11 protein-coding genes are annotated in these 13,457 nt (G+C 65.7%); 6 read left to right on the plus strand and 5 right to left on the minus strand.

The features are described 5' to 3' along the window. Positions 1–81 precede the first annotated feature (81 nt). Entirely contained in the window at positions 82–975 is an 894-nt protein-coding gene (locus tag QX124_RS20825) for a sugar kinase (protein WP_315779861.1), read from the plus strand. Positions 976–995: 20 nt separating this feature from the next. Next, the gene (gene rbsK, locus QX124_RS20830) at positions 996–1,904 is read left to right on the plus strand and encodes a ribokinase (RefSeq protein WP_315798131.1); all 909 of its coding nucleotides are present in this window, start codon (positions 996–998) and stop codon (positions 1,902–1,904) included. Here rbsK and QX124_RS20835 read toward each other — a convergent pair. Beyond that, positions 1,901–3,136, minus strand: a complete 1,236-nt coding sequence (locus tag QX124_RS20835; RefSeq protein ID WP_315798132.1) for an NAD(P)/FAD-dependent oxidoreductase — start codon at positions 3,134–3,136, stop codon at positions 1,901–1,903. The genes rbsK and QX124_RS20835 overlap by 4 nt on opposite strands. A gap of 150 nt (positions 3,137–3,286) precedes the next feature. Between QX124_RS20835 and QX124_RS20840 the strand changes: the two genes are divergently transcribed. Further along, a complete protein-coding gene (locus QX124_RS20840; RefSeq protein ID WP_315798133.1) occupies positions 3,287–4,072 on the plus strand; it encodes an enoyl-CoA hydratase/isomerase family protein in 786 nt (261 codons plus the stop codon). Between the two features lie 8 nt (positions 4,073–4,080). On the opposite strand, the gene QX124_RS20845 is transcribed toward QX124_RS20840, so the two are convergent. Then, positions 4,081–5,787 (minus strand): IlvD/Edd family dehydratase, encoded by a 1,707-nt coding sequence (locus QX124_RS20845; RefSeq protein ID WP_315798142.1) that lies wholly within the window; start codon positions 5,785–5,787, stop codon positions 4,081–4,083. A gap of 138 nt (positions 5,788–5,925) precedes the next feature. Then, the gene (locus tag QX124_RS20850) at positions 5,926–6,744 is read right to left on the minus strand and encodes an NAD(P)-dependent oxidoreductase (protein WP_315737184.1); all 819 of its coding nucleotides are present in this window, start codon (positions 6,742–6,744) and stop codon (positions 5,926–5,928) included. An 89-nt stretch (positions 6,745–6,833) separates the two neighbouring features. Between QX124_RS20850 and QX124_RS20855 the strand changes: the two genes are divergently transcribed. Beyond that, positions 6,834–7,802 (plus strand): SMP-30/gluconolactonase/LRE family protein, encoded by a 969-nt coding sequence (locus QX124_RS20855; protein WP_315798134.1) that lies wholly within the window; start codon positions 6,834–6,836, stop codon positions 7,800–7,802. 112 nt (positions 7,803–7,914) lie between these two features. Here the strand turns inward: QX124_RS20855 and QX124_RS20860 are convergent, their stop codons facing one another. Beyond that, a complete protein-coding gene (locus QX124_RS20860; protein ID WP_315772449.1) occupies positions 7,915–9,345 on the minus strand; it encodes an aldehyde dehydrogenase family protein in 1,431 nt (476 codons plus the stop codon). Between the two features lie 485 nt (positions 9,346–9,830). Next, positions 9,831–12,200, minus strand: coding sequence for a transketolase (locus tag QX124_RS20865; protein ID WP_315798135.1), 2,370 nt, complete (start codon positions 12,198–12,200; stop codon positions 9,831–9,833). Between the two features lie 139 nt (positions 12,201–12,339). On the opposite strand from QX124_RS20865, the gene QX124_RS20870 reads away from it, so the two are divergent. After that, entirely contained in the window at positions 12,340–12,801 is a 462-nt protein-coding gene (locus tag QX124_RS20870) for an Lrp/AsnC family transcriptional regulator (RefSeq protein WP_315737180.1), read from the plus strand. Between the two features lie 70 nt (positions 12,802–12,871). Next, complete coding sequence (locus QX124_RS20875; protein WP_315798136.1) at positions 12,872–13,090, plus strand: hypothetical protein; 219 nt, start codon at positions 12,872–12,874, stop codon at positions 13,088–13,090. The last annotated feature ends 367 nt before the right edge of the window (positions 13,091–13,457 follow it).

Genomic DNA, 13,457 nt, shown 5'->3' on the forward strand with positions numbered 1-13,457 from the left:
TTTCAGCGTTGATCCGCTTTGATCGCTTGCTAATCTGCGGCGCCGGGGCCGCAATCACCCCTTAGTGAGACAGAAATGGCAATGCAGGCCCTCTTCATCGGACAGACCTACATCGACGTGACGTTCATCACCGACCACATGCCGACGGGGGACGAGAAGCACGTGGCCTCCGACTATGCCGTCTCGTTCGGCGGCAATGCGGTGACTGCGGCATTTTGCTGCGCCAAGCTCGGCATCGTGCCCGACCTGATCGCCACCGTCGCGAATGACTGGCTCGGGCGGATGTTCCAGGACATGACCGCGAAATACGGCATCTCCGTCCATCCCCGGAAGGTCAATGCCTCCTCGCTGTCCTTCATCATGCCGAAGGACGGCAAGCGCGCGATCGTGCGTTGCCGCGACGATGCGCATATCCACCCGTTCCCGCTGCTCAATCTCGGCAATTGCCGGGCGTTGCATGTCGACGGCCACCAGCCCGACGCCGCGTTGCATTATGCCAAGCTGTGCCGCGAGGCCGGCGTCCTGACCTCGCTCGACGGCGGCGGCCTGCGCACCAACACCCATGAGCTCCTGGAATATATCGACGTCGCGATCGTGGCCGAGCGGCTGTGCGAGCAGATGGACCTCACGCCGGAGAAGATGCTCGACTACCTGAAGAGCCGCGGCTGCCGCATCGGCGGCGTCACCCAAGGCGAAAAGGGCCTGCTCTGGTATGACGAGGTCGGCGCCGTGCATACGCTGCCGGCCTATCCGATCCCGCGCGAACGCGTGATCGACACCAACGGCGCCGGCGACGTCTTCCACGGCGCCTATGTGTATTCGTACCTCGCCAATCCGGCGAAGGGCTGGAAGGAGCATTTCGAGTTCGCGCGCGCGGCCTCGACGTTCAAGATCCAGAAGCTCGGCAACGAGGCCGGCCTGCCGACCCTCGCCGACATCGAGCTGGTCAGGCAGGAATTCGAGGCGCGCGTCTAGCGGTTGTGGGGAGCAAGCGGATGGGGCGGGTCGTCGTCGCCGGCAGCACCAACATGGATGTGGTGGCGACGGCCGAGCGCCATCCGCGCATCGGCGAGACCGTCGCCGGCCGGTCGGTGATGTACTTTCCCGGCGGCAAGGGAGCGAACCAGGCGGTCGCCGCAGCCAAGCTCGGCGCGCCGACGGCGCTGATCGGCCGGCTCGGTCGCGACGCCTTCGGCGAGCAGTTGCGCGCATTTCTCACGGCTCAGGGCATCGATCTCACTGCCGTGAAGGACAGCGCCAGCGCGTCGACCGGCACCGCGATCATCACGCTGGCCAAGGCCGACAACACGATCGTGGTGATATCAGGCGCCAACGCCGAGGTCAGCGCCGACGATGTGGCACAGGTGTCTCTTGGCTCGGGAGACGTGGCCGTCAGCCAGTTCGAAATTCCGCAGGCGACGATTATAGCGTTCTTCCAGCGTGCCAAATCGGCCGGCGCCACCACGATCCTCAACCCCGCCCCGGCGAGCGCATTCGACAGCACGCTGTTCGCACTGGTCGATGTGCTCGTGCTGAACGAAACCGAGCTCAGTTTCCTGGCCGGGATCGAACTCGGCGACGCGCCGACGCCGCAGCAGGTGAATGAGGCGGTTCGCGCGCTCGAGCCTCGCGACGATCAGACGGTCTGCGTCACGCTCGGCGCGCGCGGCGCGGTCGCGGTTTCTGGCGCCGAGGCCAGGCTGGTCGAAGGCCGCGCGGTCAAGGCCGTCGACACCACCGGCGCCGGCGACTGCTTCGTCGGCGCGCTCGCCGCGCGGCTGTCGCAGGGCGCGGCGATCGCGGATGCGATCGGCTATGCCAACATCGCCGCATCGATCTCGGTGCAGCGGATGGGTGCCGGCCCTTCGATGCCGACCGCAGAGGAGGTGCGCGCGCTGCTCTAAGCGAGAGCGCTCTTCAGATCGAAGCTGGGATCAGCGGCTTTGGCTGCATCCAAGGTGCCGCCTGCAGCAAGCAACTTGCGGCCGAACATATGGTCGCCGGCACGGTTGACGGACTCGATGCCGACCAGCCTGCCCTCCTTGTAACAGAATGCGGAGAATGCCTTTTGCGTGGGATCACCGCGCAGCACGACCTGGTCATAGCCGGTGGTGAGCCCCGCGATCTGGAGCTTGTCATTGCCCTGGTCGCTCCAGAACCACGGCTGTCCGTCATAGGGCTTGACGTCGCCCGTCAGCCGCGCCGCGACGCAGCGGGCGTGATCGGTGGCGTTCTGCACCGACTCCAGCCGCAGCGTCCCGCCGAAGCGCTGGCTGACGAACAGGGCGCAGTCGCCGATGGCCGAGATGTGCGGATCGCTGGTGAGCAGATATTCGTCGACGACGATGCCGGAGGCGACCTGCAATCCAGCCTCGGCGGCGAGCTCAACATTCGGCAGCACGCCGACGCCGACCACGACGAGGTCAGCGGGGATGTGCCGACCATCGCTGAGGCTGACGCCGGTGACCTTGTTGCCGTCGGCCTCGATGCTGGTGGCCTGCACGCCGAGATGGATGCGCACGCCGGCTTCCGCATGCTGCCTCTGGAAGTAGTCCGAGATCTCGGCGGTCACGGCCCGCGCCATCACCCGCGCGCCGAGCTCGAGCACGTCGACCTCGAGCCCTTTGATGCGTGCGGTCGCCGCGAATTCGAGACCGATGAAGCCGGCGCCGATCACGACGACCCGCTTGGCATCGCCCAGCAAGGTCCGAAGCGCTTCGCTGTCATCGAGGATGCGCAAGTAACGAACCGCCGGAAGATGGGCGTTGGGGATGTCGAGCAGGCGGTTGCGAGCACCGGTCGCAAATACGAGGTGTCCGTAGTCCAGGGACTTGCCCGAGGCGAGCAGCACCTTGCGGGCTTCGCGCTGAACCGCGACCACACGGTCGTAGACGAGATCGATGGTCTGGTCCGCGTAGAACTTCTGCGGCCGGAACATCAAGGTCTCCGGGCCGCCCGTTCCCTTGAGATACGCCTTCGACAGCGGCGGGCGCTGATACGGCAGATGCGGCTCGTCGTTGATCAGGTGAATGGGATCGGCAAAGCCTGCCTGACGCAGCGAGGTCGCGAGCTGGAAACCCGCATGCCCCGCACCCACGATCACAACCGGTCCCTTCGTCACTGCGTCCTGCCCCATTCTGTCCATATCCCGTGTTTGCACGCCATGTCTGCTGCGGGTTTACCTCCCGTCATGCCAGCCGAGCCGGGTTGTCGCAGACTTCCCCGGCATTGTCACCGGCCTGCTGTGCGCTTTAAATGCGGCAACAACCATGCAAGGGAGGATTGAATGTCGGACGCAGCCGCGGACCCCGCTCGCCTGAGCATTGACGGCCCGATCGCGACCATCACGCTGGACCGACCGGCAGCGTTCAACGCCATCAACCTCGCCATCGCGCAGCGCCTGGAACAGCTCGCGGCGCAGGTCGAGGCGGACCCGACCATCCGGGTGCTCGTCCTCAAGGGCGAAGGCCGCGCCTTCTGCGCCGGCGGCGACCTGCAGACGATCGGCGCTGCCGCCGAGGCCGACACCATCACGCCTGTCGTGAGCGAGCTGCTGCACCACTACCACGCCTTCATCGCGAGCCTGCGGCGCATGCCCAAGATCGTGCTCGCCAGCGTGCACGGCTCCGCCGCCGGTGCAGGAATGTCGCTGGCCTTCGCCGCCGATCTCTGCATTGCGGCCGAGGATGCGCGCTTCACGCCGGCCTATGCCAAGCTCGGCGTCTCGCCCGACGGCGGCGGCACGGTCGGTGTCGTTGCGACCGTCGGTGTGCGGCGCGCGCTGCAGATATTCCTGGCCGAGGACAGCTTCACGGCGGCGCAGGCATACGAATGGGGACTGGTCGCGAAAATCGTCCCGGCCTCCGAGCTCGTCGCAGCTACCGACGCGCTGGCTGCGCGGCTGGCGCAGAATGTGCCGGCGGGGATCGCGGCGACCAAGGCGCTGATCCACCGCGCGCCGACCAGCTCGGTCGAAGACCAGCTCGCCGCCGAGCGCGACGCAATCATCAACTGCATGCACACGGATGAATTCCGCGCCGCCGTGAAGCGGTTCACCAGCAAAGGAAAGTAGGACTGCGCTCACCCCTTCCCTTTCCGGCGCATGAAGTCGAAATCGCAGCCGTCGTCGGCCTGCAGGATCGTCTCATGAAAGAGGTGCGCGTAGCCGCGCTCCGCCCATTCCGGCGTCGGGGCTTGCATCAGCGCAGCTCGGCGCCGGTCCAGCTCGGCGTCGTCGACCAGCAGGTCAATGCTGCGCTTGGCGACGTCGAGCCGGATCATGTCGTCGGTCCGCACCAGCGCCAGCGGCCCGCCGACGGCGGACTCCGGCGTGATGTGAAGGACGATGGTGCCAAAGGCGGTGCCGCTCATGCGCGCATCGGAGATGCGCACCATGTCCTTGGTGCCGCCGCGCGCGAGCTTCTTCGGGATCGGCAGATAGCCGGCCTCCGGCATGCCCGGCGCGCCTTTGGGTCCGGCGTTGCGCAGCACCAGCACGTCGTCCGCCGAGACGTCGAGATCGGGATCATCGACCCGCAGGGTCATGTCCTCGATCGACTCGAACACGACGGCGCGCCCGGTGTGCTGCAGCAGCTTGGGGCTTGCCGCCGAATGCTTGATGACCGCGCCGCGCGGCGCGAGATTGCCGCGCAGCACCGCGAGCCCGCCCTCCGGCTTGATCGCGTCACCGCGCGAGCGGATCACGTCCTGCCCCGGCACGTCCTCGGCGGCGGCCACGATGTCGCGCAGCGACTGGCCGGTGATCGAGCGGCAATCGAGATCGATGAGATCACCGAGCTGCTTCATCAGCTTCGGCACGCCGCCGGCGTGGTGGAAATGCTCCATGTAGTGATCGCCGGATGGCTTGAGATCGACCAGCACCGGCACCTCGCGGCCGATGCGGTCGAATGCATCGAGATCGATTGTGTGCGGGGTCCGGCCAGCGATCGCGGTGAGATGCACCAGGCCATTGGTCGAGCCGCCGATTGCCTGCAGCACCACCTGCGCATTCTTGAAGGCGGCCGGCGTCAGCAGCTCGCTCAGTTTCGGCCCCTTGGCCTTGGCCATCTCGGCCGCGACGCGTCCGCTGGCTTCGGCCGAACGGAAGCGCTCGGCATGCGGCGCCGGAATCGTTGCGCTCATCGGCAGCGACAATCCGAGGGCCTCGGTGATGCAGGCCATCGTCGAGGCCGTTCCCATCACCATGCAGGTGCCGACCGACGGCGCCAGCCGGCCGTTGACCGCCTCGATCTCGCTGCCGTCCATCTCGCCGGCGCGATACTTCGCCCACAGCCTGCGGCAATCGGTGCAGGCGCCGAGCACCTCGCCCTTGTGATGACCGACCACCATCGGACCAACGGGGATGACCACCGTCGGCAGGTCGGCCGACACCGCCGCCATGATCTGCGCCGGCAAGGTCTTGTCGCAGCCGCCGATGACGACAACCGCATCCATCGGCTGGGCACGGATCATCTCCTCGGTTTCCATCGCCATCAGGTTGCGCAGATACATCGAGGTCGGATGCGCGAAGCTCTCGGCGATCGAGATCGTCGGAAACACGAACGGCATCGCGCCGGACAGCATGACCCCGCGCTTCACCGCTTCTAGGATCTGCGGCACGTTGCCATGGCAGGGGTTGTAGTCGCTGTAGGTGTTGGTGATGCCGACGATGGGCCGGTCGAGCGCGTCGTCCGAATAGCCGGCGGCCTTGATGAAGGCCTTGCGCAGGAACAGCGAGAAGCCGGCATCGCCGTAGGCAGTCAGTCCCTTGCGCAGGCCATCGGTCATGGTCTTCTCTTCTTTCATTCTCAACGTCATTCCGGGGCGCGCGAAGCGCGAACCAGGAATCCAGAAGTTGTCTTGCGCTCTCACATCGAGATTCCGGGTTCGCGTCCTGCGGACGCGCCCCGGAATGACGACGCCCAATTACCCCCAGTCGATGATCCGGCTGGTGTCGCCATCGAACTCGGTGGTGCAGAAAGCGCCGCCCTGGAAGTAGTCGCCGATCGGATCGGCGGGCAGCTTGGCTTGCTCCGCAAAAGCATGCTCGCGGAAATCCTCGGCGCGGCCGGTCGGGCGATAGCCGAGATCGTAGGCGCGCTGATTGTCCCACCAGGCGCGCTCGTTCAACGAGGCGCCATAGAGCACATCGAAATGAATGTCCGGATGCTCGAGGCCGATGCGGCAGAGCTCGACCAGATCCTCCGGCTTCAGCCAGATCGACAGCCGGCGCCGGTCGAGCGGCTTGTCGCCGAAATTGCCGATGCGGATGCACGTCACCTTCAGCCCGTGCTTGTCGGCATAGAGCGAGCCGAGCGCTTCGCCGAACACCTTGCTGACGCCGTAGCGGCCGTCGGGACGCGGTTGCACGTCGTTGTCGATCTTGCGATGGCGCGGATAGAAACCAACCGCGTGGTTTGACGACGCGAACACCACGCGCTTGACGCCCTTGCGGCGAGCCGCCTCGAACAGGTTGTAGCCGCCGATGATGTTGGCCTGCAGGATGTCATTCCATGGACCTTCGACCGAATAGCCGCCGAAATGGATGATGCCGTCGATGCCATCGCACAGTGCTTCGACCTGGGAGAGGTCGGCAAGATCGGCCGCCTTGAACGTCTCCTGGCTGGAGAGATCGGCAGGCGGTCGGAGATCGCTGAGCAGAAGGTCCGGATAGATCGGCGGGAGCAGCTTCCGCAAGGAAGTGCCGATTCCACCGCTCGCTCCGGTCATCAAGATATGTGGCATTTCATCCCTCGTGTTCGGCCCGCAGGTTTGCGGTCATTGCTTGCGGATGATAGCAGAGATCGTAACGGTGCAATAACAGGACCGGCCAGATGTCCGACGGAAACGCTCACGCCCAGGGCTTTCGCCCTGCCACCTTCTATCCCGATCCGGCGATCCAGACGCTCGATCCGCGCTTCGAGAAATACTGGCTCAAATTGTCGGCCGTCGAGCGGCTGGCGACGGGCCTGCGCTGGGCCGAAGGGCCGGTGTGGTTCGGCGACGGCCGCTATCTCTTGTGCAGCGACATTCCCAACCAGCGCATCCTCAAATGGGAGGAGGAGACCGGGGCTGTCTCGGTGTTCCGCAAGCCCTCCAACTTCGCCAACGGCAACACCCGCGACCGGCAGGGCCGGCTGGTCACCTGCGAGCATGGCGGCCGCCGCGTCACCCGCACCGAATATGACGGCTCGATCACGGTGCTGATCGACAGCTTCAAAGGCAAGCGGTTGAATTCGCCGAACGACGTCGTGGTCAAATCCGACGGCTCGATCTGGTTCACCGATCCGACCTTCGGACTGCTCGGCAATTACGAGGGCTACAGGGCCGAGCCCGAGATCGACGCCAACGTGTACCGGATCGACGGCACCACCGGCCGGGTGACCATCGTCGCCGAGGGCGTGCTGGGGCCGAACGGGCTGTGCTTCTCGCCCGACGAGAGCATCCTCTACGTCGTCGAATCCCGCGGCGCGCCGACCCGCAAGATCCTCGCCTACGACGTCTCCGGCGACGGTACCAAGCTTACCAACAAGCGCATCCACATCGATGCCGGCCCGGGCACGCCGGACGGCATGCGCTGCGACGTCGACGGCAATCTCTGGTGCGGCTGGGGCATGGGCAGCCCTGAGCTCGACGGCGTCATGGTGTTCGCGCCTGACGGAGCTCCGATCGGCCGCATCGCCCTGCCCGAGCGCTGCGCCAACGTCTGCTTTGGCGGCCTCAAGCGCAACCGCCTGTTCATGGCCGCCAGCCAGTCGATCTACGCGCTCTACGTCAACACGCAGGGCGCGCTGGGCGGCTGAGTGTCCAATTGGTAGGGTGGGCAAAGGCGCGGAGCGCCGTGCCCACCAGCTTTGTTGTCGGCGTGAGTGGTGGGCACGCTGCGCTTTGCCCACCCTACGCGCCCTCACGCGATCAAGCCGCGTTGTAGCCTGCGACCGCCTTGACCTCGAGGTATTCCTCGAGACCGAACTTGCCCCATTCGCGGCCGTTGCCGGACTGCTTGTAGCCGCCGAACGGCGCGGTGCGGTCGTTGGGCACGCCCTGCAGATTGACGTTGCCGGCGCGGATCTTGCGGCCGACCTCGCGGGCCTTCTCGATCGTCGGCGCGGTGACGTAGCCGGCGAGACCATAGGGCGTGTCGTTGGCGATCTTGACCGCCTCGGCCTCGTCCTTGGCGGGGATGATGACCAGCACCGGCCCGAAGATCTCCTCGCGCGAGATCGTCATCTCGGGCTTGACGTCGGCGAAGATCGTCGGCCGCACGTAGAAGCCCTTGTTGACGCCCTCGGGCAGGCCGGGACCGCCGGCGACCAGGGTCGCGCCCTCCTCGATGCCCTTGTTGATCAGCGCCTGGATCTTGTCCCACTGGCCGCGATTGACGACCGGGCCGATCGTGGTGCCTTCGCCGCGGGGATCGCCGGCCTTGGTCTTGTCGGCAACGCCCTTCGCGATGGCAGCCACTTCCTTCATCCGCGCGGCGGGCACGATCATGCGCGACGGCGCGTTGCAGGACTGGCCGGAATTGTTGAACATGTGCATGACGCCGCCGGTCACCGCCTTGACCAGATCGGCCCCCTCCAGGATCACGTTCGGCGACTTGCCGCCGAGCTCCTGGCTGACGCGCTTCACGGTCGGCGCGGCGCGCTTGGCGACGTCGATGCCGGCGCGGGTCGAGCCGGTGAACGAGATCATGTCGATGTCCGGATGCTCGCTCATGGCGGCACCGACCTCCGGCCCGAGGCCGTTGATCAGGTTGAACACGCCCTTCGGCACGCCGGCCTCGTGCAGGATCTCGGCGAAGATCAGCGCCGAGGTCGGGGTGAACTCCGACGGCTTCAGGATCATGGTGCAGCCCGCGGCCAGCGCCGGGGCGACCTTGCAGGCGATCTGGTTGAGCGGCCAGTTCCACGGCGTGATCATGCCGACAACGCCGACCGGCTCGCGCACCACCACGGACGCCGGCAGCGTCTCCTCGAACTCGTATTTCTTCAGCACATCGAGCGTCGACATCAGATGGCCGAGACCGGCGCCCGCCTGCAGCTTCTCCGCCATCGGCAGCGGCGCGCCCATCTCGTCGGAGACGGCAGCACCGATTTCCTTCATGCGGCCCTTGTAGACGGCGATGATCTTCTCGAACAGCGCGACGCGCTCCTCGCGCGAGGTCTGCGAGAACGTCTCGAAGGCGCGCTTGGCGGCGGCGACCGCCTTGTCGACATCGGCCTTGGAGCCCAGCGCAACCTCGTACATCGCCTCTTCAGTCGCCGGATTCACGACCGGCGTGGACTTCTTGACGACCGGATCGACCCAGGCGCCGTCGATGTAGAATTGCAGGCGATTGACCATCGGAAAACCTCTTCACGTGGAAGCATCTGGAGGGGGCGGCAGCACGCGGCCGGCATCCTGGCACGCGCGATCCGCGGGATGAACCCGCCACATGCGGGGACCGGGGTTGCGTCCCGCGGATATAGGAGCAAGGCCGCGACCGGCGCAAGCCGACGGACCTGCGTTTCGTCGCCGCTCCATTTTGCATCGCAGCAAATGCGATTGCGGCGATCATTCCGGATGGCAGAATTCCCCGTCCTGCAGATTCATTTTCAACATGTGAACTGCTTCACATCGTGGCCCGGTCGTGCCGATTACTCTCTCCTTCATAGACAGCCCAGCATCTCGAAAGGACGCTGGAAAACATTTCACAACGAATGACTTCGCCAGTTTTTATTGCGTAGCTTTTCAGCACCTAGCCCTTTTGCTCCAAGTTGCGACGCCGTCTCCTTCATCCAGGTGGGGGAGACGGCGCAGCTGTTTTCAGCTCCCTCTTCCCCCCGCCCTCACACCGCCATCTTGCGATGCCGCACCGGAGCGCCGGTGAGGCTCTCGGCCGCATCGATGATCGCGTTGGCATCCATGCCGTTGTGGCGATAGAGATCGTCGATCGTGCCGGTCTGGCCGAACTTTTCGACGCCGAGCGCCTCGACACGATGGCCGCGCACCGACCCGAGCCAGCCGAGCGTCGCCGGGTGGCCGTCGATCACGGTGACGATGCCGCAGTCGCGCGGCAGCGGCGCCAGCAACTGCTCGATATGGCTGAGATGCTGCACGCCGCGGCGATGCCGGCGCAGGCTGCGCGCCGCCGTCCATCCCGCATGCAGCCGGTCCGCCGAGGTGATCGCGAGCAGGCCGACGTCGCGCCGGGATTCGCCGATCAGGCCGGTCGCCTCGATCGCCTCTGGAGCAAGGGCGCCGGTATAGGCGACGATCACCTCCGCATTCGGCCCCGGCTTGCGCAGCCAATAGGCGCCGGCGGCGATGTCGGATTCCAGCTCCGGCGTCATGATCCGCTGCGGCTGATCGATGGTGCGCGTCGATAGCCGCAGATAGAGCGAGCCGCCCTCGCCTACCTCGCGCTGCATGTGGGCAAAGCCCCATTTCATGATCGCGGCGAGCTCATCGACGAAGGCCGGCTCGAACGACGACAGCCCGTCCTGCGCCATGCCGATCAGCGGCGTTGCGATCGACTGATGCGCGCCGCCTTCCGGTGCCAGCGTCACGCCCGACGGCGTTGCCGCCACCATGAAGCGCGCATCCTGATAGCAGGCGTAGTTCAGCGCATCGAGGCCGCGCTCGATGAAGGGATCGTACAAGGTCACCACGGGCAGCAGCCGGGCGCCATTGATGGCGTGCGACAGGCCGAGCGCGGAGGCCATGATGAACAGGTTCATCTCGGCGATGCCGAGCTCGATGTGCTGGCCCTTCGGCGATGCCGCCCAGTTGAAGGTCGACGGGATCTTCTCGCTACGGAACAGGTCGGCCTTCTCGGCGCGCGCGAACAGGCCGCGGCGGTTGACCCAGGCGCCGAGATTGGTCGACACGGTGACGTCGGGCGACGACGTCACGATGCGCGAGGCCATCGCGGTGTCGCTGCGCGCGAGATCGTTGAGGATCAGGCCAAAGCCCTGCTGCGTCGACATCTGCGCCGCGGCCGTAAAGGTCAGCCGCTCCGGCACGTCGAACACGGCATCGTCAAGCCGGCGGCCGTCGCGATTGAACGGCACGGCGGCGAGAAACGCCTCCAGCTTTGCCGGGTCCTGCTTCAGGCCTTCGAACTTGTCCCACTCATGGCCGGGGCGGATGTTCTGCTGGGCGCGCCATTTCTCCATCTGCGCGACGGTCATCAGGCCGGCGTGATTGTCCTTGTGGCCCTGGAACGGCAGGCCAACACCCTTGATCGTGTAGGCGATGAAGCAGACCGGGCGGTCGTGATCGATGGACTCGAACGCCTCCAGCATGCTCGCCATGTCGTGGCCGCCGAGATTGGACATCAGCGCCAGCAGCTCGTCGTCGCTGCGCTTGTCGAGCAGCCGCGTGACGTCGCCCTGATCGCCGATGTCGTCCTGGATGTGCTTGCGGAAGGCGGCGCCGCCCTGGAAGCACAGCGCCGCATAGAGCGCGTTCGGGCAGTTGTCGATCCAGCGCCGCAAGGCCTCGCCGCCGGGCTCGGCGAACGCCTCGCGCATCAGCTTGCCGTATTTCACGATCACCACGTCCCAGCCGAAATTGCGGAACATGGTCTCGAACTTCTCCCACAGGCCTTCGCGCACGACGGCGTCCAGGCTCTGGCGGTTGTAGTCCACGATCCACCAGGTGTTGCGCAGGCCGTGCTTCCAGCCCTCCGCCAGCGCCTCGAAGATGTTGCCCTCGTCCATCTCGGCATCGCCGACCAGCGCGATCATGCGGCCTTCGCGGCGGTCCTTCATCCAGCCATGCGCCTTGACGTAGTCCTGCACCAGCGACGAGAACAGCGTCTGAGCGACGCCGAGGCCGACCGAGCCGGTCGAGAAATCGACGTCGTCGATGTCCTTGGTGCGCGAGGGATAGGACTGCGCGCCCTTGAAGCCGCGGAAATTCTCCAGCTTCTCGCGGGTCTGCCGGCCGAACAGATACTGGATGGCGTGAAACACCGGGCTGGCATGCGGCTTCACCGCGACGCGGTCCTCCGGGCGCAGCACCGAGAAGTACAGCGCCGACATGATGGTCGCGAGCGAGGCCGAGGAGGCCTGGTGGCCGCCGACCTTGAGGCCGTCAATATTCGGCCGGATGTGGTTGGCGTGATGAATGGTCCAGGACGACAGCCACAGCGCCTTGCGGGCCAGCGCGTTCAGCATGTCGAGACGGTCTGACGGTGCGGATGGCGTGGCCATGGCGCGGCTCCCGGGGGATTGTTTGGATTCTGCAAGCCTAATCCTGTCGACGAGACCATAATTCTCAAATTTTCGCGCATCATGGGCCATTATTGGGATATTTTTCCATCCGATCACCACTTCTAGGGATGCCATCCCAATGCCCGACCTCGACGCCATCGACCGCAAGATCCTCGCCCATCTCCAGGCCGACGGCCGCATCACCATGCAGGAGCTCGCCGACAAGGTCGGACTGTCGGTGTCGCCCTGCCACCGCCGCGTCAAGCTGCTGGAGGAGCGCGGCGTCATCACCCGCTACATCGCCACCGTCGACCAGAAGGCGCTGGGGCTGCACGTCTCCGTTTTCATCTCCATCAAGCTGGCGCGGCAGAAGGAGGAGGATCTGAAGCGGTTCGAGAAGGCGATCTCGGCCTGGCCCGAGGTGCTGGAGTGCTATCTGATGACGGGGAATCGCGACTACCTGCTGCGCGTGGTCGCGGCTGATCTCTCCTCCTATGAAGCGTTCCTGAAAACCAAGCTGACTCGTCTCGACGGCATCGCCTCGATCGAAAGCAGCTTTGCGCTGAGCCAGGTGAAGTATTCGATCGCGCTGCCGGTGTGAGGCCAGCTGCCTCAGCAATCTCAGCTGTCGTCCCGGCGAACGCCGGGACCCATACTCCGCGGCAGTTATTGTGAAGAAAGACTGGGTCGACATCGTGCGCAACAACATCTCCCTGGGGTTATGTGTCCCGGCGTTCGCCGGGACGACACTGGAATCCTGGGCGAGAGCGCTCGTCCCCCCAACGCCGGCGATCTATCGCCACATGCGTTCGCAGTCCCGCGGCGGGTTGCGCCCGAGCTATGCTGATCGCTTCACCTTCCTCAGCTTTGCGCTGAGCCAGGTGAAGTAGTCGATCGCGCTGCCGGTGTGAGGCCAGCTGCCTCAGCAATCTCAGCTGTCGTCCCGGCGAACGCCGGGACCCATACTCCGCGGCAGTTATTGTGAAGAAAGACTGGGTCGACATCGTGCGCAACAACATCTCCCTGGGGTTATGTGTCCCGGCGTTCGCCGGGACGACACTGGAATCCTGGGCGAGAGCGCTCGTCCCCCCAACGCCGGCGATCTATCGCCACATGCGTTCGCAGTCCCGCGGCGGGTTGCGCCCGAGCTATGCTGATCGCTTCACCCTCCTCGACAACAGAGGGCGCAGGGAAGGCCGGGCGCTGGCCGATCGGGATAGGGGGGAGTCTCGCGACTCCACCCCTCCCACACCACCG

Source organism: Bradyrhizobium sp. SZCCHNRI3043, from assembly GCF_032377735.1.
Lineage (GTDB): Bacteria > Pseudomonadota > Alphaproteobacteria > Rhizobiales > Xanthobacteraceae > Bradyrhizobium.